At 66.1% G+C, this 22,643-nt stretch carries 20 protein-coding genes and 1 other RNA gene; 7 read left to right on the top strand and 14 right to left on the bottom strand.

The window, feature by feature from the left end:
• Positions 1 to 28 precede the first annotated feature (28 nt).
• Together GBG68_RS02715 and recN are read left to right on the top strand one after the other, a co-directional pair.
• A complete protein-coding gene (locus GBG68_RS02715; RefSeq protein ID WP_152144850.1) occupies positions 29 to 907 on the top strand; it encodes an NAD(+) kinase in 879 nt (292 codons plus the stop codon).
• Between the two features lie 12 nt (positions 908 to 919).
• Complete coding sequence (gene recN, locus GBG68_RS02710) at positions 920 to 2,587, top strand: DNA repair protein RecN (protein WP_152144848.1); 1,668 nt, start codon at positions 920 to 922, stop codon at positions 2,585 to 2,587.
• A gap of 80 nt (positions 2,588 to 2,667) precedes the next feature.
• Here recN and fur read toward each other — a convergent pair whose 3' ends face one another.
• Positions 2,668 to 3,078 (bottom strand): ferric iron uptake transcriptional regulator, encoded by a 411-nt coding sequence (fur, locus tag GBG68_RS02705; RefSeq protein ID WP_152144846.1) that lies wholly within the window; start codon positions 3,076 to 3,078, stop codon positions 2,668 to 2,670.
• 61 nt (positions 3,079 to 3,139) lie between these two features.
• On the opposite strand from fur, the gene GBG68_RS02700 reads away from it, so the two are divergent.
• Positions 3,140 to 3,487 (top strand): outer membrane protein assembly factor BamE, encoded by a 348-nt coding sequence (locus GBG68_RS02700; RefSeq protein ID WP_226801560.1) that lies wholly within the window; start codon positions 3,140 to 3,142, stop codon positions 3,485 to 3,487.
• Here the strand turns inward: GBG68_RS02700 and GBG68_RS02695 are convergent, their stop codons facing one another.
• Genes GBG68_RS02695 through GBG68_RS02685 form a run of 3 tightly spaced genes read right to left on the bottom strand, consistent with a single transcriptional unit; the run spans position 3,488 to position 5,594 of the window.
• Positions 3,488 to 3,763, bottom strand: a complete 276-nt coding sequence (locus GBG68_RS02695) for an RnfH family protein (RefSeq protein ID WP_226801579.1) — start codon at positions 3,761 to 3,763, stop codon at positions 3,488 to 3,490.
• Positions 3,764 to 3,776: 13 nt separating this feature from the next.
• On the bottom strand, positions 3,777 to 4,208 hold the full coding sequence (locus tag GBG68_RS02690; protein WP_152144840.1) for a type II toxin-antitoxin system RatA family toxin: 432 nt from the start codon (positions 4,206 to 4,208) through the stop codon (positions 3,777 to 3,779).
• Between the two features lie 15 nt (positions 4,209 to 4,223).
• Positions 4,224 to 5,594: a sodium-dependent transporter gene (locus GBG68_RS02685; RefSeq protein ID WP_152144838.1), complete on the bottom strand. Its 1,371-nt coding sequence runs from the start codon at positions 5,592 to 5,594 to the stop codon at positions 4,224 to 4,226.
• Positions 5,595 to 5,705: 111 nt separating this feature from the next.
• Between GBG68_RS02685 and smpB the strand changes: the two genes are divergently transcribed.
• The 3 genes from smpB to GBG68_RS02670 all read left to right on the top strand — a co-directional run bounded on the left by smpB (position 5,706) and on the right by GBG68_RS02670 (position 8,457).
• On the top strand, positions 5,706 to 6,188 hold the full coding sequence (gene smpB, locus GBG68_RS02680) for an SsrA-binding protein SmpB (protein WP_413463304.1): 483 nt from the start codon (positions 5,706 to 5,708) through the stop codon (positions 6,186 to 6,188).
• Between the two features lie 112 nt (positions 6,189 to 6,300).
• Positions 6,301 to 6,662: a transfer-messenger RNA gene (ssrA, locus tag GBG68_RS02675) on the top strand.
• 166 nt (positions 6,663 to 6,828) lie between these two features.
• The gene (locus GBG68_RS02670) at positions 6,829 to 8,457 is read left to right on the top strand and encodes a glycosyltransferase family 4 protein (RefSeq protein WP_152144835.1); all 1,629 of its coding nucleotides are present in this window, start codon (positions 6,829 to 6,831) and stop codon (positions 8,455 to 8,457) included.
• 110 nt (positions 8,458 to 8,567) lie between these two features.
• Here GBG68_RS02670 and GBG68_RS02665 read toward each other — a convergent pair whose 3' ends face one another.
• The 8 genes from GBG68_RS02665 to GBG68_RS02630 all read right to left on the bottom strand — a co-directional run bounded on the left by GBG68_RS02665 (position 8,568) and on the right by GBG68_RS02630 (position 17,777).
• Positions 8,568 to 8,954 (bottom strand): hypothetical protein, encoded by a 387-nt coding sequence (locus GBG68_RS02665; RefSeq protein WP_152765398.1) that lies wholly within the window; start codon positions 8,952 to 8,954, stop codon positions 8,568 to 8,570.
• Positions 8,955 to 9,133: 179 nt separating this feature from the next.
• Complete coding sequence (locus tag GBG68_RS02660) at positions 9,134 to 10,372, bottom strand: hypothetical protein (protein WP_152144832.1); 1,239 nt, start codon at positions 10,370 to 10,372, stop codon at positions 9,134 to 9,136.
• 31 nt (positions 10,373 to 10,403) lie between these two features.
• Positions 10,404 to 10,976, bottom strand: a complete 573-nt coding sequence (locus GBG68_RS02655; RefSeq protein ID WP_226801557.1) for a polysaccharide biosynthesis/export family protein — start codon at positions 10,974 to 10,976, stop codon at positions 10,404 to 10,406.
• Positions 10,977 to 11,028: 52 nt separating this feature from the next.
• Positions 11,029 to 12,276 carry a glycosyltransferase family 4 protein gene (locus tag GBG68_RS02650; protein ID WP_152144828.1) on the bottom strand — a complete coding sequence of 416 codons (1,248 nt, stop codon included), beginning with the start codon at positions 12,274 to 12,276 and terminating at the stop codon, positions 11,029 to 11,031.
• Positions 12,260 to 13,573: a nucleotide sugar dehydrogenase gene (locus GBG68_RS02645; RefSeq protein WP_152144826.1), complete on the bottom strand. Its 1,314-nt coding sequence runs from the start codon at positions 13,571 to 13,573 to the stop codon at positions 12,260 to 12,262. The genes GBG68_RS02650 and GBG68_RS02645 overlap by 17 nt, the downstream gene beginning before the upstream one ends.
• Before the next feature lie 82 nt (positions 13,574 to 13,655).
• The gene (locus GBG68_RS02640; RefSeq protein ID WP_152144824.1) at positions 13,656 to 15,440 is read right to left on the bottom strand and encodes a carbamoyltransferase; all 1,785 of its coding nucleotides are present in this window, start codon (positions 15,438 to 15,440) and stop codon (positions 13,656 to 13,658) included.
• Complete coding sequence (locus GBG68_RS14605) at positions 15,434 to 16,801, bottom strand: GNAT family N-acetyltransferase (RefSeq protein WP_152144822.1); 1,368 nt, start codon at positions 16,799 to 16,801, stop codon at positions 15,434 to 15,436. Before GBG68_RS14605 ends, GBG68_RS02640 begins: the two co-directional genes overlap by 7 nt.
• A gap of 163 nt (positions 16,802 to 16,964) precedes the next feature.
• Positions 16,965 to 17,777 carry a class I SAM-dependent methyltransferase gene (locus GBG68_RS02630; protein ID WP_193222191.1) on the bottom strand — a complete coding sequence of 271 codons (813 nt, stop codon included), beginning with the start codon at positions 17,775 to 17,777 and terminating at the stop codon, positions 16,965 to 16,967.
• Between the two features lie 241 nt (positions 17,778 to 18,018).
• On the opposite strand from GBG68_RS02630, the gene GBG68_RS02625 reads away from it, so the two are divergent.
• The gene (locus GBG68_RS02625; protein ID WP_152144818.1) at positions 18,019 to 20,364 is read left to right on the top strand and encodes an Ig-like domain-containing protein; all 2,346 of its coding nucleotides are present in this window, start codon (positions 18,019 to 18,021) and stop codon (positions 20,362 to 20,364) included.
• Positions 20,365 to 20,432: 68 nt separating this feature from the next.
• On the opposite strand, the gene GBG68_RS02620 is transcribed toward GBG68_RS02625, so the two are convergent.
• Both GBG68_RS02620 and GBG68_RS02615 read right to left on the bottom strand, forming a co-directional pair.
• Positions 20,433 to 21,464: a glycosyltransferase gene (locus tag GBG68_RS02620; RefSeq protein WP_152144816.1), complete on the bottom strand. Its 1,032-nt coding sequence runs from the start codon at positions 21,462 to 21,464 to the stop codon at positions 20,433 to 20,435.
• On the bottom strand, positions 21,461 to 22,630 hold the full coding sequence (locus tag GBG68_RS02615) for a glycosyltransferase family 4 protein (protein ID WP_193222190.1): 1,170 nt from the start codon (positions 22,628 to 22,630) through the stop codon (positions 21,461 to 21,463). The genes GBG68_RS02620 and GBG68_RS02615 overlap by 4 nt, the downstream gene beginning before the upstream one ends.
• Positions 22,631 to 22,643 lie beyond the last annotated feature (13 nt).

Here is a 22,643-nt window from a genome sequence, read left to right as displayed (position 1 = left end):
GGCGCCACCACGAGCAAACAGCCAGCCCATGCAGCAACAATTCAAGACCATCGGTATCACTGGCAAGCCGCGGGACCGCGCGGTGGTGGACACCATGGCGCGCATCGCCGAGCACCTGGCCGGCCAGAGCTACACCATCTTGCTGGATGCGGACACCTGGGGCCGACGCCGAAGCAGCCTCACGGTCGCCAGCCATGCCACGGTGATGCAGGACAGCGATCTGGTGATCGCCGTGGGTGGCGACGGCACCCTGCTCAACGCCGCCCGGGCGCTGGTGGATCGGGATGCGCCCATCGTCGGCGTGAACCGCGGCCGCCTGGGCTTTCTGGTGGACGTGGCACCGGGGGACTTGAGCGAGCTGGACCGAATACTGGCCGGCGAGTACACCGAGGACTCCCGCATGCTGCTGGAGGCCTTCATCGAGCACGAAGGGCAGGTGCTGAGCCGCGGCATCGCGCTCAATGACGTGGTGCTGCACCGCTGGAACAGCGCCCGAATGATCGAATTCGAGACCCGGGTGGAGGGCGAGCTACTGCACCGGCATCGCTCCGACGGGCTGATCGTTTCAACCCCCACCGGCTCCACCGCCTATGCCATGGCCAGCGGCGGCCCCATCATTCATCCGGATGTGGATGCCATCGGCCTGGTGGCGATTTCGCCGCATACCCTGAGCAACCGCCCGCTGGTGATCAACGCCGCCGCCACGGTAGAGATCCTGATCAACGCCGAGGCCCATAATCATGTGCGGGTGAGCTGCGACAGCCAGTCCGATCTGGGCATGGTCAGTGGCGGGCGTATCGTCATCCGTCGGCATCCGAAACGGGTGCGTATCCTGCATCCGCCGCGCTATCGCTATTTCGAGATCCTCCGCGCCAAGCTGCGCTGGGGCGACAGCAACCTTGTCTAAGGCACGGCCCCTATGCTGAGCCATTTGCACATACGTGATTTCGCCCTGGTGGAGCGCCTGGAGCTGGACCTGGAGCCGGGCATGGTCGCGCTCACCGGCGAGACCGGGGCGGGCAAGTCCATCCTGCTCGGCGCGCTGGGCCTGTGCCTGGGCGAGCGCGCCGAAAGCGGCGCCATACGCGCCGGTGCCGAGCGCACGGAAGTCAGTGCCAGCTTCGAGATCGAGGAGCTGGAACCGGTGCGCCAGTGGCTGGCGGAGCGGGAGCTGGGTGAGGAGGAATGCATACTGCGCCGGGTAGTCCAGGCCAATGGCCGCTCCAAGGCCTACATCAACGGCCGCCCGGTACCGTTGCAATCGCTCAAGGAGCTGGGTGAACGGCTGGTGGACATCCACGGCCAGCATGCCCATCAATCGCTGCTGCGCCGGGACGCCCAGCGGGAGATCCTCGACGGCTACGCCGGCAATGCGCCAGTGCTCGCGGACCTGGCCCGTGGCCAGTCCCGTCTGCGGGACGTGGAAGCGCGCATTGCCCAGCTCGAAGGCGGCCAGGAGGGTTACTACGAGCGGCTGGACCTGCTCAATTACCAGATACAGGAACTGGAGGCGCTGCAGATGAGCGCCGAGGACATCCTGGAGCTGGACCAGGAACAGCGCCGGCTGGCCAACGCCGGGCAGCTGCTGGAGAGCAGCCAGGCCCTGCTGGCCATGCTCTACGAGGACGAGCAATCGGTGCAGAACCTGCTGGGGCTGGCCGGGCGCCGACTGGAAGAGCAACTCGCTCTGGAGTCGGCCCTGGCCGAGCCCCATGAGCTGGTCAACGGCGCGCTGGTCCAGGTGGAGGAAGCCGCCGACAGCCTGCGCCGATATCTGGACCGCCTGGAACTGGACCCGGAGCGCCTCCACTGGGTGGAGGAGCGCATCGCCACCTTGCAGGATCTGGCCCGCAAGCATCGGGTGCGCCCCGAGGAACTGCCCCGCCGGCTGGAGGCGCTGCAGGCGGAGCGCGACGAGCTGAGCCACGCCGAGACCCGGCTGCTGGAACTGCGCGACGAGCAGCACCGGGAACAGGCGCGCTACCGGGAGCTGGCCGAAGCGCTGAGCGCACGTCGCTCGGAGGCCGCCGAGGCGCTCTCCCGGCGGGTCACCGAGTTCATCCACGAACTGGGCATGCCCGGCGGCGCCTTCCGTATCGACGTGCGCCATGACCCGGAGGCCAGGGCCACGGCCCACGGCCTGGATCGGGTGGAGTTCCTGGTGCGCAGCAACCCCGGCCAGCCCTACCAGCCCATCGGCAAGGTGGCCTCGGGCGGCGAGCTGTCACGCATCGGCCTGGCGCTGGAGGTGGCGACCATCGAATCCACCCGCATCCCCACCCTGATCTTCGACGAGGCCGACAGCGGCATCGGTGGCGCCGTGGCCGAGGTGGTGGGCCGGCAGTTGCGCACCCTGGGTAGCCGTCACCAGGTGTTCTGCGTGACGCACCTGCCCCAGGTGGCCAGCCAGGCCCATCATCAACTGAAGGTGAGCAAATCCAGCACCGAGGACAGCACCCGTACGCGGGTGGAGGTGCTGGATGAGGCACAGCGGGTGGAGGAAATCGCCCGAATGCTGGGCGGGGTGGAAATCACGGAGAACACCCTCAGCCACGCCAGCGAAATGCTGCAAAAGGCGGCGAACTGAGGATCTGAGCGCCATCGCGGCCGCGAGCCATTCCTACAGAATCGTGTAGAAACGGCTCGCGGCCGCGATTTCTCGCAGGTTTATTTTCGGCACTCGGCGCAACGGCCGTAGAGATTCAGGGAGTGGTCGGTGATCTCGAAACCACGCTGCCGCGCCGCTTCCTCCTGACGCTTTTCGATCATCTCGTCGTAGAATTCCTCGATGCGGCCGCATTGCACGCAGACCAGATGGTCGTGGTGGTCGCCCTCGTCGAGCTCGAACATGGACTGGTTGCCCTCGAAATAGTGGCGCCTCACCAGACCGGCCGTCTCGAACTGTGTCAATACCCGATAAACCGTCGCCAGACCAATATCCTCGCCCGCCTCCAGCAGCCCCTTGTAGACATCCTCCGCCGACAGGTGGCGGCTCTCGGTCTGCCGCAACAGCTCCAGGATCTTCATTCGCGGCAGGGTAACCTTGAGACCCGCCTGTTTCAGTTCTCTGGATTCCAATCGTATCCCTCCGAAAAATCCGCTTTACCTTATGATCGGCCCGCTTTAGGATCGAATGCCGATGCGAAAAATCACTACATTATACCTGAGCGCCCTGCTCCTGAGCGCCTGTTCCATGGACAGGCTGCCGCTCGTCTATCACATGGACATCCAGCAGGGCAATATCCTCACCCAGGACATGGTCGACCAACTGGAACCGGGCATGAACCGCCGTCAGGTGGAATTCCTGCTGGGCAGCCCGGTGCTGCAGAGCGCGTTCCACCCTGACCGTTGGGATTACGTCTACACCCTCAAGCCCAACGCGGGCGACCCGGTGCGCCGCCGGCTGACCCTGCACTTCCAGGGCGACCAGCTGCGGCGCATCGAGGGCAACCTCGTCCCCGACGCCGGCAACACCCACCAGGGCTGATCACTTGGTCTTCTCCGCCCGCTGACGCCGCATCTCCTTCGGGTCGGCGATCAGCGGGCGGTAGATCTCCACCCGATCTCGGGCCCGCAGGGGTTCGCCAAGCTTGCCCAGCTTGCCGAAGATCCCCACCTTGTTCTTCTTCAGATCAATTTCGGGAAAGCGCTCCCGCACCCGCGAGCGCTCGATCGCCTGCTCCACGGTAGTGCCCTCTTCCACCTCCAGGGCAATGATCACTTGCTCATCGGGCGCCGCGTAGGCCACCTCTACCGGGATCATTCGGGGGCTGTCCTCAACCATAGACCTGCTCCGCGCGCTCGACGAAGGCATCCACCAAGGCGTTGGCCAATTGCGTAAACACCTTGCCGAACACCATGGACACCAGTTGATTGGAAAACTCGAAATCCAGGTCCAGGCTCACCTTGCTGGCGCCCTCGGAGAGCGCCTGAAAGCGCCAGAAGCCCTCGAGCCGGCGAAAGGGCCCTTCCACCAGACGCATCTCGATCATCTTGCCGGGCTGGTGACGGTTGCGCGTGGTGAAGGCCTTCTCCAACCCGCCCTTGGCGATGACGATGCGACCCTCCACCACATCGGCATCCGCGCACAGCACTTCGCTATCGCGACACCAGGGGAGGAATTCCTTGTAGCCGTCCACGTCCGTGACCAACTCGTACATCTGTGTCGCTGTGTAGGGCACCAGGGCACTGCGTGAAATGGAAGCCATAAGCTCGAATCCCGATCAGACAAAGGCGCCAAGGCCGATGACAAGCAGCGCCGGCGGCGCCAGAAACCGCAGCAAACCGTACCACAGATGCCAGTCCGCGCCGCCCCCCAATTCCAGGCGGCCCGTCTGCCGCGCCATGCGCCAGCCCACCAGCAATACCAGCAGCAAGGCGCACAGCGGCAACAGCAGCCGGCCCGCGAAGAACAACAGCGCATCGAACAAGGTGGCGTGCACAACACCGGCCCATTGCTCGAAGGGCTGCAGATGCGCCCAGAGGTTGAATGAGAGCAAGGCCGCCACGCCGGGCAACCAGACCGCCACCGCCGCGTAACCGGCCGCCAGCGGCCGCTCCAGGCGCCAGCGCTCCACCATGAAAGCCACCGCCGGCTCCATCAAGGCCACCGCCGAGGTCCAGGCGCACAGAAACAGCAACAGATAAAAGCCGACGCCGATCCAGTCTCCGAAACGCAAGACCCCCACCACCTGGGGCATGATCTCGAAGCCCAGGGCCACACCGCCACGCAGCGGCTGCCCCGTCGCTTCCAGCAAGGGCACCAGCGCGAGCCCGGCCAGCAGACCGAACAGTGTATCCAGCCCCACGATCCAGGCGCAGCTGCCGAGCAGCGGGGCACGGTCATCCAGATAGGCACTGAACACCAGCACAGCCCCCAGCCCCAGCCCGAAGCTGAAAAAAGCATGCTCCAACGCGGCCAGCAAGGCGGCCAGGCCCACCTGTTCGGGGCGCGGCATCAGCAGCAATTTCACCCCGGCCAGGAACTTCCCGCTGCCCACCGCCGCCACCAGCAGCAGGCCAAGCGTCAGCAGCAACGCCGGCCACAGCCAGCGTACCGCGTCCTCCAGACCGAAGCGCAGCCCGCGGCCCACAATCATCGCCGACATCACCACGAACAGCGTCATCCAGGTCAGCATGCGCTCGGGGTCCGAGGTGAGCGCGCGAAACAACTCCTGGGCACCCACCGCGTCCATGCCCTGCAAGGCGCCGCCGCCGGCGCGGAACACGTAGGCCAGCGACCAGCCACCCAGCACCCCGTAGCCCACCACCAGCAACAGCGCTGTGACCATGCCCAGCGCGCCGCCCGCGGCCCACAGGCTGCTGCCGCCAGCCTCGTTGGCCGCGCGCTTCCAGGTACTGTACGGATTCGCACGGCCCCGCCGCCCCAGCAGCGCTTCCGCGGCCATCAAGGGCACCGTGAGCAGCAACAGACAACTCAGATACAGCAGCAGGAACGCACCGCCACCGTGCTCGGCGAGCAATTGCGGAAACTTCCACACATTCCCCAGCCCCACGGACGCGGCGCACACGGCGCCGATAAAAATCAGACGGTTGGACCACTGCCCGTGGGGCGAGCGGCGCTGCAGACTCACGTGGTGTTTACTCCTTACTCCCCGCCGCCATTGTCAACCGGGCACTGAGCACTGACAAGAGCGCCGCGGGGCCGTGGCCTTTACCCCATCCCGGGCGCTAGAATAGCCGCCGTGAGCAAACAAGCGAAAAAACCGAAACAGGGCGGCAGCGGCATCGCCGTCAACCGCAAGGCCCGGCACGAGTTCTTCATCGAGGAGCAACTGGAGGCAGGGCTGGCGCTGGAAGGCTGGGAGGTGAAAAGCCTGCGCGCCGGGCGGGCCAGCCTGCAGGAGGCCTACGTCAAGATGCGCCGTGGCGAGGCCTGGTTGATCGGCGCCAACATCACGCCGCTGCCCACGGCGTCCACCCACATCAAGCCCGACCCCACCCGCACCCGCAAGCTGCTGTTGCACCGACGGGAGCTTAACCGTCTGATCGGCGGCACCGAGCGCGAGGGCTACACCCTGATCCCGCTGAACCTGCACTGGAAGCGGGGACGGGCGAAGCTGGAGGTGGGCCTCGCCAAGGGCAAGAAACTGCACGACAAGCGCGCGACCAAGAAAGACCAGGACTGGAAGCGGCAGAAGGAGCGGCTGCTCAAGCACCAGGGCTGAGCGCTGACCCCGGCGCGGGAACTTTCCCCGGGATATCTGTCTAATCTTGTGTACGCGGCCTTCGGGGCTCGCAAGGCATCGGAGGCTGGCGTACACTGAAGGTCTCCCACACGGGGGCGACATGGTTTCGACGCAGGTCGTGAATCCTGAGGTGCATGTCGAGGATGTAGCTTTCCCTCGTTAAAAAAAGCTGCCAACTTTAAAATAGTTGCCAACGACGAAAACTACGCTCTAGCGGCCTAAATCCCGCTGGCCGCCGACTGGTAAGTGCTTGTGCTTCCAACTCGGCGGACGTAGCTCACAAGCTAAGCCCGCACGTGTGCCCTAGCGTTCGGGTCTAAAATCTACAGGGATCGCCACTTGTGTTCCGTCGCTCATTCGGGAGCAGGTGGTTAAAAAAATAAATGGGCTAAGCATGTAGATCCAAGGGTGGATCCCCTGCGGACGCGGGTTCGATTCCCGCCGCCTCCACCAGACAAGGGTTTTCACCGGAACCCAATGAAAAGCCCGCGATTCGCGGGCTTTTTTGTTTCCGGATGAAGCGCTCCCTTGCACCGCGCCGGCCCGACCTCATCTTTGGGTAGATCCCCGCCAAAGCCGCGGGGACAAAAGCAAGACCCAGGGACAGGGGGGCCTCACCATGCAGTATTTCTTCGTTCTGCTCAGCAGCCTGTTGTGCAGCATCATGGCCATTCCACTGGCAATGCGGCTGGCACCTCGGCTGGGGCTGATGGATCAACCCTGCGCGCGCAAGGTGCACGCCCGCCCGGTGGCGCGGGTGGGCGGCATCGGCATTGCCGTCGGCCTGTTGCTGCCCCTGCTGCTGGTGCTGCCGCTGGAACCCATGCTCGGTGCCTGGCTGGCCGGCGCGGTGATCCTGTTCGCCTCCGGCCTGCTCGATGACCGTTTCGAGCTGGGCCATTACACCAAGTTCGTCGGCCAGCTGGCGGCGGTGGGTCTGGTGGTGTTCCACGGGGGCCTGTACATCACCCGCCTGCCTTTCGTTCCCCCGGAGCTGATCAGCCCCGCGCTGGGCATGGCAATCACGGTGTTCGCCATGGTCGGCGCCATCAATTCCATCAACCACGCCGATGGGCTGGACGGGCTGGCCAGCGGCGAAACCCTGCTCAGCCTGGTGGCTATCGCCCTGCTCGCCTGGCTGGTGGACGCGCAGCTGGTAGTGCTGATCAGTCTGGCGGCCATCGGCAGCATCCTGGGCTTCCTGCGCTATAACGTGCATCCGGCGCGGGTGTTCATGGGTGACAGCGGCAGCCAGCTGCTGGGCTACACCCTGGCCTTTCTGGTGGTCTACCTCACCCAGCACGCCGACCCCACCTTGAGCGCCGCCCTGCCGGCGCTGCTGCTGGGCCTGCCCATCATCGACATCCTCGCGGTGCTCTACCAACGAGTACGCCAGCGCATGAACTGGTTCCGGGCCACCCGCAACCATATCCACCACCGGCTGCTGGATCTGGGCTTTCAGCACGGGGAGTCGGTAATCCTGATCTACGGGGCACAGGCCTTGTTCGTCACCGCCGGCGTGTTGCTGAGTCACCAGGCCAACGCCCTCATCCTGGCCCTGTATCTGGGTGGCTGCGTGGCGATCTTCCTTGGCCTGGGCAGGTTGGAGCGGCTCGGCTGGCGACGTGAGCATCAGGGCCTGACCGGCGATGGGCGCCTGCGCACCCTGTCGCCCCGCTGCCGCAGTCTGGGAGCCTTCGCCACCCGGGCAGTGGCCGTGGCGGTGTTCCTGTATATGCTGGCCGTGAGCATCTTCGCCGACGTGGTGCCGGCGGATTTCGGCCTGGGGGCGATGGCGGCGTTTTTGCTGATGCTCACCGCCATGTTGCTCCGCGCCGATCGTAAAACGCTGATCAACCGCGCGCTGATCTACCTCACCCTGGCTTTCGTGGTGTACCTGGCGGTGCGTTACCCCGCGGCCGCACCCTGGGCGAGCCAGTGGCTGCAAAGCCTGTTCTTCGCCGGCATCAGTTTGGGCGTGATCGCCGCCATCGCTTTTTCCTCGGAGTCGGACTTCCCCATCACCCCGACGGATTATCTGGTACTGGCCGTGGTGCTGTTGCTGGCCGTCTTCCCGGACCGGGACGCCCTGGGTACCGGTTTCGCATTGATGCTTGCGCAACTGATCGTGCTCGCCTATGCCTGTGAGCTGCTGATTCAACGGCTCACCAGCCAATGGCGCGCGCACCTGGGTTTCGCCTCACTGGTGACGATGGGCGTGCTGGGCATCCGGGGCTTGTGGATGTAAGCGCCGCACGATGCAGCAGATACGAAAAACCGCCCGGCGGCACTGCCGGGCGGTTACTGGCTAGCCCCCCTGTGGCAAGCGGTGGGGGCAAGGCTGCGGGGGCGACGTCGTCAGACCCGACCCGCGGCCTGCAATACCCCTTCAGAACGCTTTCTGGCGGCCGGTCCACGCCGCGCGACCACCACCAGCCCTAACAGAGCCAAGCCCAGAGCGAGGAAAGCCGGCGGCACCGCTTCCGGCCGCTGGCTATCCTCGGCAATCAACGACTCCACTGCCGCCGGCTGACTCCGACTTATGGGCGTTTGCGACGTGGCCTGGGTCGGCCCCTGCCACCAAACCGCCGGCTGCGCCCGTGCCGCCGGGGCGTTCAACACGACCGACGCATCGCCGACATCCTTCTGCGCCACGGTAGGCGCCGCCGGCGCCCCGGCCTGGACCGATACCGCCGGCAAACCCAGTATCAACGCAAGGCCCAGCATCCTGCCTGTGACCCCCATCTTCACACCTCCTCATGAACCTCCCGTTTCCAACCAGCGCCCATGCATTCCCTCGCACGAGCCCGCGCCCACATGCCGACGGCCAAGCCGGCCCCTCAGCGTGCAGTAGGGTTTAAGGGCCCCTTTGCCCACACGCAATCGCTACAAACAAAAACGCCGCGCAGAGCGCGGCGCAATCCTCAGGGCAGCTCCCTGAGAGGCCGATAACGCAGTGTGAACATCACCGCGTTGCGATCGGCGCTGTCGTTCCCGTTATCCCGCTCCACCTGTCGATACTCATACCGGGCGGCAATCTCCCAGTTGCGGTCGAGCCGCCAGGACCAGGTAGGAGAGATACGCAGGTACTCGCGCGACGCGCCACCTCGCGCATCTCCCAAGCGCTCGGCATCGAAGGCTCGCAGATTCAGGCCGAGCCGGGTGCGCGGGGAGACATCCTGCTCCACACCCACCAGGAACTGGTTGACCTCCTCCAGCCGCCCGATAGCACTGGGCAGCAACTGGCGTTCAAGCTGCAAGACACCCCGCCAGCGCTCCGCGCGGTGGCGCAGGCTGAGCCGACCAATCAGGTCGGTTTCGGAATCGTTCAGATCCTTGTCCTCGGCATGACTGATGCCGAGCGAGGCGCCTACGGTGGTCCGCACGGACACCCTGTGCTCGATTACCCCCGAAACGATATAGGCGTCAACATCGGCCGAATCGTCCGGCCGAAACAGGAGGGTCTCCAGCCTCGCGCCTACGGTGGTGCGCTCGCTCAGGGCATAATCACCCTGGGCGGCGAGCTGGTGTACCCGGGAATCTTCCAGGTTATTCGCACCACTGTCGGAATAGTTCAGATCCTGAAAGCTGTAGGCGGCTTCCAGCCCGACCCGCTCGGTCAACTGCCGGCGCCAACTGGGCGCCACGCGCAGCCGGTGCCGCCGCACATCCTCCTCGACCACGCCGGCGTCCACGTCCGACCCGGTGTCATCGCCAAGCGCCACGCGGTCGAATTCAGCCGTGGTGGTGTCCCGTCGAAAACGGCCATCCAGCCCCCAGTCACCGGTGGGACGACGGTGCAGCAGCTCCAGCGCCAGCAGCTGGGCATCTTCGTTGTCGGGAGCGTCCTCATCGGTGTAGCCGCGATAGTCCAGCTGCCCGCGACCACGCACCTCCAGGGTTTCCGTCACCCGACGCAGATCCGCACCCACGGAAACCATGCCGACGGGGCTTCCCACCGAGTCGTCGGTAACAAGCTCTACATTGTCGTCGTAGCCCAGACCCACGCTCAGGTACGGTTCCAGCAACCAGGCCTCGGCCAGGGCCGCCCCGGGCGCGAGCACCAAGGCCAGTGCCGTCAGAGCCGGCACACGGCGCAGGGGCCTGTTCCGGGTGCGCGAGCGCATCGGCGCACCGATCATGAACAATCCTTGCTGTTTCATTATTGTCTCCTACACGAACACCCGTGGGTGTTCAGGGCACCACTACCACATCACCACTGCGCAGCAGAATGTTCTGCTCCAGGCTCTTGCCGGCACGCACCTTGCTGTAATCGAAACCATAGACTTCTTCACCGCCGTCCACACGGCGGATGACCTTCACCTTGTTCTCGTCGGCGAAGGGCGTCATGCCACCGGCCAGGGTGAGGGCCTGCATCACGTCCACGTAGCGGCCCACACTGTACTGGCCCGGGTTGTTGACCTTGCCCATCACGTAGACCCGATAGCCGGCGATGGTCTTGGTGGCCACGGTGACCACGGCACCGGGGATGTACTTGCGGATCCGCTTCGCCAGCTCGTCCTGCACTTGCTTGACGGTCTTGCCGGCCACCTGAATATCGCCGGCCAGGGGAAAGGAAATGCCGCCATCGGGGCGTACCAGCACTTCACGCTGCAGTTCCTCCTCCTTCCACACGGATATGTCGAGCAGATCCTCCGGGCCGATGCGGTAGGGCTCCGAGATCGACGGCGCCGCGCCCTCCGCCACCTGACTCGCCAGCGACGGAACCGCCACCAGCAGGCCCAGACTGAAGAAAATGGCCGCCACCGCGACCCGCCTTCCGATAAGCGTTCTGTGCAACATCACTCGTCCCCTGTGGTTACTCACGTCCTGCAAAAATCCCTTTCACACCAGTGCCGCGGGCCGCGCCGGCGGCAAACAGCCGCTCGTAGGCGGCCAGCAGCTTCGGCGCCTCGTAGCGCCACTCCAACTCATTCTCGACCCGGGCACGACCCAGCTCGCCCATACGCGCCCGTCGCGGCGGATCATCGATCAGCTCCACCAGCTTCGCCGCCAGATCCTGGGCATCGTTGGGCCGGGCGTAGAGCGAAGATTCGCCGGCGGAATAGCGCCCTTCGGTAAGGTCGAACTGCACGATGGGCTTGCCCAGGGCCATGTATTCCATGATCTTGTTCATGGTGGACTTGTCGTTCATCTCATTGGCCACGTCCGGGTTCACGCAAACATCGGCGGTGTTGAGCATTTCCAGCAATTGCCGATCCGGCACCCGTCCGGTGAAGGTGACGTACTCGGCCACCTTCAGCTCTTCGGCATAGGCCTGCAGCGCCGCCAGCTCCGTGCCCCCGCCCACCAAGCCGAAGTGAATGTCGTGCCGCCCCAGTTCGTGGACGATATGACGCACCGCGCGCAGCAGATAGTCGATCCCTTCCTGGCGCCCCATGACACCCACATAGCCGACCAGATAGGACCGCCCGCCCCTGAGCGATTGCACCGGCGGCAGCCGTTGCAGCCGACTCAGGTTCGGGCCGCTACGTACCACGAACACGCGCTCCGGATCCATGCGCCCTCGTTCCAGCGCGATGCGCCGGTAGGACTGGTTGGTGGCCAATGAGACGTCGGCGGTGCGAAAGGTCCAACGCTCCAGCGCCAGCAGCAGGCGGTAGAAGCGGTCGCGGCGGCCGAACTTGGCCTCGTAGAGTTCGGGATTGATATCGTGATGATCGAAGAGGAACTTCTTGCCGAACAGCTTGAAGAAACCGCCGATCAGGAAGATGGTGTCCGGCGGATTGCAGCCGTGCAGCACATCGAAGCCGCGGGTCAGGGCGATGCGCAGGGCGAGGAAGAACTCCCAGAACAGCGCGCTGGCGTATTCCAGTGCGTACCCCGCCGCCCCTTCCGCTTCGATGGGCAAGGGGTGGCGGTAGATATGGATGTCCTCGCGCACTTCCCGACGCCGCTCGCAGCCCGGCCCCGTGGGGCAGATCACCGAGACCTGGTACCCGGCATCTCGCAAGGTGGTGGCCTCCTGCCAGACCCGCCGGTCGAAGGGCACCGGCAGGTTCTCCACGATCATCAGCACACGGCGCGGCTTACCAGCAGATGCCATCGTAGCCCTCCGTGCTCGTCTCCCGAGCCTCCAGCCGCACCAGATCGATCAGTGCCTGATCCTCGCGCAGCTGCTCGCGCACGCCGGAGAACTCCTCGGCGCGGTTGCCCACCACCACGGTCTGGGCGTGCTCCAGCACCGTGTCCATGGAATCGGCCATCAGGGCCGAGACATGGGGAATGCGGTTCAACAGGTAATCGCGGTTGGAGCCCCGCAGCGCGGCCAGATTGACGTTGCGGTCGTAGATGCACAGCTCGTAGCCCTTGCCCAGCAGCCGCTCGATGAGCTCCACCACCGGGCTCTCGCGCAGATCATCGGTGCCGGCCTTGAAGCTGAATCCCAGCACGCCGACCCGGCGATGCCCGCGGGCGCTGACCATCCGCACCGCACGATCCAGCTGCAGGGCGTTGCTCGGCAGGATGGCGCCGAGAATCGGCAGCTCGACATCCAGCATGCGGGCCTTGTAGTTGAGCGCCCGCAGGTCCTTTGGCAGGCAGGAGCCGCCGAAGGCGAAGCCCGGTTTGAGATAACAGGGGGAGATATTGAGCTTGGTGTCCTGGCAGAAGATGTCCATGACCCGGTGGCTGTCCAGCGCCAGGGCCTTGCACAGATTGCCGATCTCATTGGCGAAACCCACCTTGAGCGCGTGCCAGGCGTTATCGGTGTACTTGACCATCTCGGCGGTTTCCACGTCGACCTGCATCAAGGGCGCGTCGAAGCTCTCGTAGAGGCTCGCCAGGGCCTGGCCGCTACGCGGGTCGCTCGCACCGATGACGGTCTTCGGCGGATGGAAGAAATCCACCACCGCCGTGCTCTCGCGGAGGAATTCGGGGTTGCAGCAGACGCCGAAATCCCGTCCCGGCTCCTTGCCCGAGCGTTCGCGCAACAAGGGGATGACCACGTCTCGCATGGAGCCCGGCAGCATGGTGCTGCGCATGACGATGATATGGAAACCGTTCTTGACGGCGAGCAGGTCCCCCAACTGCTCGCAGACCCGGCGCACGGCGGACATGTCCAGGCTGCCGTTGGCCTGGCTGGGCGTGCCCACGCACACCAGGGAGAGTTCCGTGTCGAAGAAGGCGGCTTCGGCGTCTTCGGTGGCGCAGAGATGACCGCTGCTCACGGCATCGCTGATGATTTCGGTAAGGCCCGGCTCGATGATCGGAGCCATGCCCTCGTTGATGAGCGCGATCTTTTCGGGCGCGGCATCCACCCCAATGACCCGATGCCCCTTGCGCGCCAGGCAGGCCGCTGACACCGCCCCCACGTACCCCAAACCAAACACACTGATATTCATGTTACTTACCCTTCCTTGGCGAAAAGTCGGCTTACCCGCCCCCGCGGATGAATGCCGGCTTGCACGTCCCCGGCATACGCCATCAAGCCGTCGTACCGGCCATGCCACTGACTGCGGCAATAGGGGCTGGCCGGTCGGATTGCAAGCATTCAAGCCTCGACGGTGGGTCCTGGACGAGGGACTCCTTGGTCAGGAGAAAATTACCCAGCACCAGCGCGTCCAGGCCGGTGGAATAGAAGCAGCGCAGGGCATGCCAGGGGGACTCCACCACCGGCTCGCCCTGGATGTTGAAACTGGTGTTGAGCAACACCGGCGTCCCCGAGCGCGCCTCGAAGGCATGCAGCAGGCGATGGAACAGCGGATTGCTGTCCCGGTGCACGGTCTGCAGTCGGGCGCTGCCGTCCACGTGGGTCACGGCCGGCAGCCGGGCACGTGCCTCCGGGCGCACATTGCAAACCTTGAGCATGAAGGGCGCGTCCACCTCGATGTCGAAGTATTCGCTCTTGCGCTCCGCGGGCGCGGCCGGCGCAAAGGGACGGTAGGGCTCGCGGTACTTCACCTCGGCGTTGATCTTGTCCTTCATGCCGGGCAGCGTGGGATTGGCCAGTATGCTGCGGTTGCCCAGCGCCCGCGGCCCGATCTCCATGCGCCCCTGGTGCCAGCCGATGATCTGGCCCCGGGCGAGCAGATCCGCCGCCACCTCGACAATATCGCCGTGCTGGCGCGCCGGCAGCTTCGCCTGGCGCAGCACCCGGGCAATCTCCTCGTCGCTGTAGGCGTTGCCCACGTAGGGGTCCAGGTGAGCGTACCGGCGCGGCAGCCCCAGCAAACCGTTGTAGAGATAGAAGGCCGCGCCTATGGCCGTGCCGTTGTCGCCGGCGGCGGGCATGACGTAGAGGTCCTTGAAACCGGCTTCGCGCAGGATGCGCCCATTCATGACACTGTTCAGCGAGACGCCGCCGGCGAGCACCAGATAGTCGGCGCCGGTGCGCTCGCGCAGGCGGCGGCAGATGGCGAGTACGCGATCTTCCAGTACCCGCTGAAAGGCCGCCGCCACGTCCTGGTGGTGCTCGGCGAATGCCCCGCCCCGCCGGGGCGGCCCGAAGGTGCGGTGAAATTTCGGCGAGCAGCGTTGAAAACCCCAGTGCTGGTAGCTGAAATAGGACAGATCGACCCGCGTCCCCCAGTCACCGTCCGGGACGACGATGCGCGCCACCGTGGGCTGGAAGCGTCGCGGGTCGCCGAAGGGGGCCAGCCCCATGGTCTTGCCTTCGTCGTAGTTGGGCCGGAAGCCACAGAATTCGGTGGCGGCTTCGTAGACGGAGCCCAGGGAGTGGGGAAAATAATTGCCGCCCAGGCGCTTGACGCGGTTGCCCTCGCCTACGCCCACCCAGGAGGTGGCCCACTCACCGGCGCCGTCCAGCGAGAGCAGCGCCGCACGCTCGTAGGGGGAGACGAAGAAAGAGCCGGCGATATGCGCCAGATGATGCTCGATGTAGTGCACCTCCGGCCGACACGCCGGGTCAGGCCAATGGCGCTGCAGCCAGGCGCGGAAACCCCGCTGACGGCGCGCGCTGTTGAGGAACTCGTGGCGCAGGAATGGCTTCAGCTGCCGCGGGTGACGCAGGCCGTAGGCGAGTTTGGCGCCCCGGTCCAGGCCGGGCTTGATGGAGACCGCGATATGGTCGATATCGTGAAAATCCATCCCCTGTTGACGCAGACACTGTTCCACCGCCTGAACCGGAAAGGCCTGGGTATGCTTTTGGCGGGTGAAGCGTTCCTCTTCCAGCGCCACCCGCAGTTCACCGTCCACCACCAGACAGGCCGTGGAGTCGTGAAAGAAATAGTTGAGTCCGAGTATTACCATTGCGCCCTCCCTGGCGACTCCATCGAGGCCCATGCGTCGCGGCTATTCGACCGAAGCCGAAACGCCGATGCGCCGCCCCTGGTCCGGAAACCCTGTTTCAGGCTGCTCCTCAGCCGCAGTGCGAGGCGCGCCAAGTCCGCCCGCGGCCCGGGTCGAAACACCCATAGGTCCAGCAGTTCTTCCAATTGGGGGTTCCAGCGGCGGGCCCAGTCCGGCGCGGTGGTCAGATCGACCCGCGCCACATCGCCACGGGCCACGCAATCGCGGAGCACTTCATCGAGCAGAATGACCCCCGGCCCCTCGCTCTTGAAGGCCTCGTCGTAGCCGATCTTCAACACCGCCAGCCGCCCCCGGCCCAGCAGACAGAACTGCCCGGCCGCGTACTGATCACCAATGCGCAGCAGGTTGATCTGACAGCGCCCCAGCGCGGCGAAACCACGCATCAGACCGCGGTAGTAGCGGCGCAGATCCGGACAGCTGGCGATGGCACTTCCCGTGCCACCCGCCCCTTTCCAACCGGCGCTCTCCAGCCGAAGGAAGGTTTCGAACGCCGACTCCAGCGCGCCGGGCGCACGCACGATCTCGACCCGCAGCCCCCGCCCCTGCTCGGCGCGGCGCCGCAGCCTCGCCAGATTGCGGCGATGCGTCCCCGGATAACGCCCCATCACCCCGGCCTCGGTCCGGCAATCGAACCAGGCTCGGACGCGACGGGTCCGCACCAGCACTCGGCCAGGTGCCAAGCGCCGCATCAACTGAGGAACCGGCGAGGCTGCCGGAATATTGCGCAAGCGCAACACGTCCCAGTTCAGTCCCCGCCCCCGCGCCCCCAACAATGCCTGCAGGGTCGATTCCAGGTCCGCCGGCGCCGCCGCCACCGACAAGGGCACGCCCAGACCGCTGAGGTGCGGATGAGACGGTGTCTGCAGCAGGCGCAGACCCAGGGGCCCTCGGCCCAGCGTGTGGCGCTGCAGGGGGACGATCAGCGTCGGTGCCTTCTCCTGGCCCACCGCGAGCAGCAGGCCGGCACCGGGCTGGCGCTCCAGGCAGCGCTGATAAGCCCGGTAGTATTCAGGGCGCTCGTAGTAACACCCCCCGTCACCGGCCAGCATTCGCTCCCAAGCGGGCCATAAGGCTTCCAGCCCCGTCTCTCCGCCGTGTAGCGCGACTTGCCAATCCAGACCGGGCTCGTCCCGGTTCTCCCCGGGCGCTGCCGGACAGGGTTGCGACGAATCGGCGTCTTTCCCTGTCGCATCGGCGGATGCACCCCAGGAAGCCGCGGCCTGCAGCTTCCACGGCCCCTGCTGTTTGACCGGTTCCAGATTGCGCGTGCTGTCCATCCCCTCATCGGAGAGCCAGGCCACTAGGCCCCGCTCCCGGCAGGCCGTGCCCGCCCCAAGGCGCCAGAAACCAATCTCACCGGCCGGACCCGCTTGCCGGAGCATTCGACGGCAGTTTTCACGGCCATGCTTCGCCCCTCCCAGATTGATTGGATCAGCACTGACTTATTCTTCAATCCCCTGATAACTATCCGGGCTTGCGGGACAAGTAGATATTCACGTCGCTCCAGAAAGGCAAGACCCCGCCGAGGCCCAAACGCTTCGCGGCGCTTCGCAGGCGCCGGCTCAGCGCGATGGCGCTGCGCTCGGAAAGCAGGGCGCGACGTCGAAACCGCAATGGGCCCAGCCCCAGGCCTTCGCGGTGCTCCAGCACCAGGCCCGCCGCCTCCACCGCGGCGCGCACCGCCGCCGGGTCCAGGGGGCGACCCGGGCCTTTGGGGAAATCGTCCCCGCGCCCCAGCAGACGCCTCACCAGGTACCGGGTAAGCGCCACCGGATCCCAAAGCACCGGATTGAAACGGTTTCGGAAGCTCACCAGGGCAAGCCCCCCCGGGCGCAGCACGCGGTATATCTCCCGCAGCGCGCGTTGCGGATCGGGCACGTAGCTGATGACTCCCAGACAGACCACGCAATCCACGGAGCCCTCCTCGTAGGGCAAAGCGGTCACATCGCCTTCCGCGAGCAGGGCCGGATCGCCGCCCAGCGCAACCAGGCGCTGGCGCCCCAGCGCGAGCATGTCGGGTGCGCAATCCAGGCCCAGGGCGCGATATCCTCGCTCCCAAAGCCCGGCCACCACCGGCCCCGTGCCACAACCGACATCCACGATACGGGCAGCCGGGGAATAACGCGCGCCGATCAGATCCAGCGTGTAATCCCGTCGCAGGCGAAAGTTTTCCTCCTCCAGGCTTTCGGTGGGGACGTCGTACATTCTTTTCCACTTCGGCGCCGCCACCGCGGTGGAGAACCGTGCCCGCGCCTGTTCCTTCCATGTATTGTTCATCAGCCACTCACTCCCGCATTCCCTGCGCGCAAAAAGCCCTATACACCGTCGCCGATCGACGACCCGCCGAATCAGCTCACAAAACCCGCGTGAACCCCCGCACAGAGCGGGCATGCCGCCGGCACACGCCCATCGAACTGTGACGAACATCGAACTCGACCCTGCTCACCCTCGCTAGGCTCCAGTGCGACACCAGAACCGGACCCTCCCAACCGGTCACCCGTCAATCATGAGGAGTTCCATGAATACCGTATCCTTGCGTTACGCCCTGCGGGCGGCCCTGCGCGTGCCCGCTCCCCGCGTCGCCCTGCCGGCGATATCCCTGACCCTGGCCGCGGCACTGCTGCCCCAGACCGCCGGCGCCGGCGCCATCCTGCAGCCCGCCGACGATGCCGGCCTGCTCGTCATCGAGGCCGAGGATTTTGACCGCAACGAGGCCCGCGGCGCGCATAGCTGGGTGGCCGGGGAATCCGGCGACGCCAGCGGCGCCCGCATCATGCGGAGCACCCCGAACAACGGCACTCGGCTGGATTCCGGACTCGCCAGCCGCAGCCCCCGACTCGACTATGAAATCGAGTTCCGGCAGGCCGGCACGCACTACCTGTGGTTACGCGGCCTGGGCGCGAGTGGCGATGATGATTCGGTACATGTGGGCCTTAACGGCCTACGGCAAGATGGCGGTAACAGCATCGCCAATTTCAGCCCGAGCAACGGCTGGTCCAATCTGCGTATGGGGCAGCACGTGGCTGTGCTGAATATCCCCGCGCCCGGCCGGCACACCTTGAACGTGTGGATGCGGGAGGACGGCTTCGAGCTGGACAGGATCCTGCTGACCGCAGACGCCAGCTACCTGCCCGAGGGTGACGGCCCGGCGGCCAGCCCGCGCGCGCCGAGCACCGTGACCGCCGTGTTCATGCAGGGCGATGATGGCCTGCTGACGGTCGACGCGGAGAACTACCATCGCAATACGCCCCGCGGCGCGCATGCCTGGCAGGACAGGGCGGACAGTGCGGCCGTGGGGGGCGCCGCCCTGATCGCGACACCCAACGACGGTGCGCGCCTGGACAGCAATCTGGCTGAGCTCAGCCCCCGACTGGACTACGAGGTGGAGTTCCAGCAGGCCGGCACCCATTACCTGTGGCTGCGCGGCCTGGGCACCAGCGGCGCATCCGATTCGGTACATGTGGGCCTGAACGGCCAGCGCCAGGAAGGCGGCGACAGGCTCGCCAACTTCGGCCCCAGCTTCGGCTGGTCAAATATGGCCATGGGCCAGAGGATCGCCACCATCGAAGTGCCCGCCCCCGGTCGGCACACCATCAACGTATGGATGCGCGAGGCCGGTTTTCAGCTCGATCGCCTGCTGCTGAGCCCCGCCGCCGACTATGTCCCCGAAGGCGAGGGGCCTGCCCAAAGTACCCAAAGCGACGTCGGGGACGGCGAAGAAACCCGCCTTTCGGCGATTCGCCAGCAGGCCGACGGTCTGGTGGTCATTGACGCGGCCGACAGCGATGACCGCGAATCGCGCAACGGCATGGAATGGCGGGACCTGAGCATCAGCGGCCAGACCGGTGCGGGCGCCCTGCAGGCCTGGCCCAATGACAATGTCGGCATCGATACCGACTTTGTCACGCAAAGCCCGCGGGTGGATTACCGGGTAGCCTTCAACGCGCCCGGCACCTACCAGGTCTGGGTGCGCGGCCTCGGCGCCACCGGCAAGGACGACTCCCTGCACGTGGGGCTCAACGGCGCCGCCGTGGACAGCGCGGACCGCATCGAGGGCTTCGGCGCGAACTTCGGCTGGTCACAGGACACCCGCGACGGTGCCCCGGCCAGCCTGACGATCCCCAGCGCGGGGGTGTACACCGTGAACGTGTTCATGCGCGAGGACGGCTTCGTGCTGGACAAGCTGCTGCTCGTCCCCGAGGCCAACGGCTATGTGCCCAGCGCGCAAGGCCCCGCGCCCAGCCCGCGGGAAATGGTGGACGCCGACGACAGCGGGCAGCCGAACGATGGCAACGACGACAGCCACACGGACAGCCACCCGCGGGCGAACCCGGATCAGGCCCTGACCGAGGAAGGCCAGAGTGTCCTTATCGCCGTGCTCGACAATGACAAAGACCTGAACGACACGCCGCTGACGGTGCGACTCAGCCAGCAACCCAGCCACGGCAGCGCGGTGGTGGATTCCAGCAACCGCATCCTCTACACGCCGGACACCGGCTTCAGCGGCACCGATGACTTCATGTACTCGGTCACCGATGCCGATGGCGACCGGGCCGACGCCAATGTGCGTGTCACGGTGGAATGCAGCCGCTGCGCCGACGGTGTGCAGGTTCGTCTGAACTGGGCCCCCAGCGGTGGTCCGGTGGAGGGATACCGGATCTACACCGGGCCCGACAGCGACCGGATTTCCACGCTGCTCAAAGACCTGCCCCTGGAGAGCCTGGACGCGGGCAAGCCGGCGGCGAGCTTCGATGCCGCGGCCGGGCTGGGCCTGCGGCTGGGCGAACAGGCCTGCTTCACGGTCCGGGCCTACAACCCACAGGGCGAATCCGAACCCACCACGCCACGCTGCGTGAAACTCTAAGCGGACGCCCGCGAACCGGCGAAGGGCCCACTACGGGCCCTTCGCCCTTTACCGACCCCAGACCGCGCCTAGCTCGCCCCCGGGGACCCCTCCTCCAGGGATCGGCGCGTGTCTTTGCGACCCAGGACCCGCTGGTAGACTTCCAGCACCCGCCCCGCGATCCGCTCCATGCGCAAATGCTGGCTCCGCGCCCGACCGTCCGGTGGTTGCGGCGAGCAAAGCACCTGCTCCAGCTTGGTGGCGATATCCTCCGGCTCGTAGTCGCACAGCGCGCTCGCGCCGATCCCGTCCAGCAACTGCTCGGTGTCCCCGACGCGGACGGCGACAACCCGCGTATTGCAGGCCAGCGCCTCCTTGACGGTGTTCGGCGAGCCCTCCCAGAAGGAGGCCAGCACCAGGACATCGGCGGCATTCATGTACAGGGGCATGCGCTCGTTGGGGACGCCGTCGGCGAACAGCACCCGGGCGTCCAGACCGCTGCGCCGATTCAAGGCCTCCACCGCCGCCTTCACGCCCGCGTAGTTCTTGCGCGGACGCTTGGGGTCGTAGGGAAAGAGGATATAGACCCGATCCTGCTCCAGCCCGAGTTCCCGGCGGCAGGCGGCCCGATCCAGGGGGCGGAAGCGCTCGAAATCCACGCCGTTGGGAATCACCGTGACCTCGGCGCGGGTGCTGGGCAGAAGTTCCGCCATCGCCGCGCTCTTGACGATCACGCCCTGCATCAGTCGGGCGGACTGTCGATGCAACCAGGCGAGGATCAGGCTGCGCCGGGTGGCCTTGCCCGATTCATCCGCATGCCCGTAGAGATCATCGCCGCAGAACGAGACCACCACCGGCGCGCGAAACTGCAGCCGCGCCGCCAGCGCGCTCAGACCGTAATGGGCATGCACCAGGTCGTAGCGCCGGCGCAGCGTCGCCCACAGCACACCGAAGGGTGCGCTCAGATAACTGAGTTTCCGGCGGTAACCGGGGATGTAATACAGATCCACTTCCACACCGGCGCGGGCCAGGGAGTCGATCTGGGATTTGACGAAAGCCCCATAGCCCGGCCTGTCCGCGCTGGGGTACATATTGGTGACCATCAATACTTTCATGCTCATGCCTGCCTCCCGGAACCCATGCTCGCCACGCCGGCATCTGCCGCACCGGGTGCCGCGCTCGCCGCGGGCATTCCCGCGGCCCCCAATGCCTGCTCATACGCCGCGATCATGCGCTCGATGCCGAAGCGCCGCTGCACCCGGGGCCTGGCGGCGGCGGCCAGGCGAGCGCGATGCCTGGGGTCGGTCACCAGAGGGCGCAGCCGCGCGACCAGGCGTTCCACATCCCCGGCGGGATAGATATGGCCGTTCACGCCTTCCTCGACCATTTCCGCCGCTCCGCCCAGGCGGGAGAGCACCACGGGCAGCCCCATGGCCATGGCCTCCAGCGCGGCATTGGAGAAGGTTTCGGAGGCCACCGAGGTGAGCAGGAAAATGTCCATGGCCAGCAGGGCCGGGCGCACATCGGACAGTTCCCCCGCCCAATGCACCGGCACCCCCAGCGACTGCGCCAGAGCCTGCAGCCGGGCGCGCTCCGGCCCATCGCCCACGACCAGGCCGCGCACCGGATGGCCCTCGGCGCGCAGGCGCGCCAGTGCGTGCAGATAATCCGGATAGCCTTTTTTCGGCAGGCACTGGCCGACCATGCCCAGTACCAGCTCCCCGGGAGCACGCCCCACCGTTACCCCGCCCCCATCGCGAGGCGCCGCCAGCGGATCGAAGCGGGCGGTATCCACACCGTTGTAGATGTACGTGCAACGCTCGGGCGGCAAACGATAACGACGCAGCCATTGGCTTTGCTGGAAACGACAGCCGAACACCACGCGCCGGGCGCGGCGCAGCACCAGGCGATAGAGCAGCATCTTGGCTTCTTCGACCCGGTTCGGCAGACGCGTGCTATTGAGATAGACATGGAAACGGCGGCCCGCATCGTCGCGGGGCGCGACCAGATAGCCGTACAACATGGGGTATCGGTTCACGCAGTGAATGCTGCCCACGCCGTGTTCCCGCATATAGGCGCCCAGGGTTCGCACCGCACGCCAGTCCAGCTTGCCACGGCGCTCCAGACACAGCCGCGGCACGCCCGGGTCCAGCTGGGCCAGCAGGGTATGGGGCGGATTGAGGTAGATCAGGTGCACTGGCCAGCCCCTGCGATGCAGGGCGCCCAGCAGGGCGACCATCTTCTTCTCGGACCCCCCCACCTGCAGGGAATTCAACAGAAAAACCACGGGCGCCGCTTCC

This window comes from Alkalilimnicola sp. S0819, from assembly GCF_009295635.1.
Taxonomy (GTDB): Bacteria; Pseudomonadota; Gammaproteobacteria; order Nitrococcales; family WHIW01; genus S0819.
Note: the sequence above shows the minus strand (reverse complement) of the source record. Positions and strands in the feature narration are given on the sequence as shown.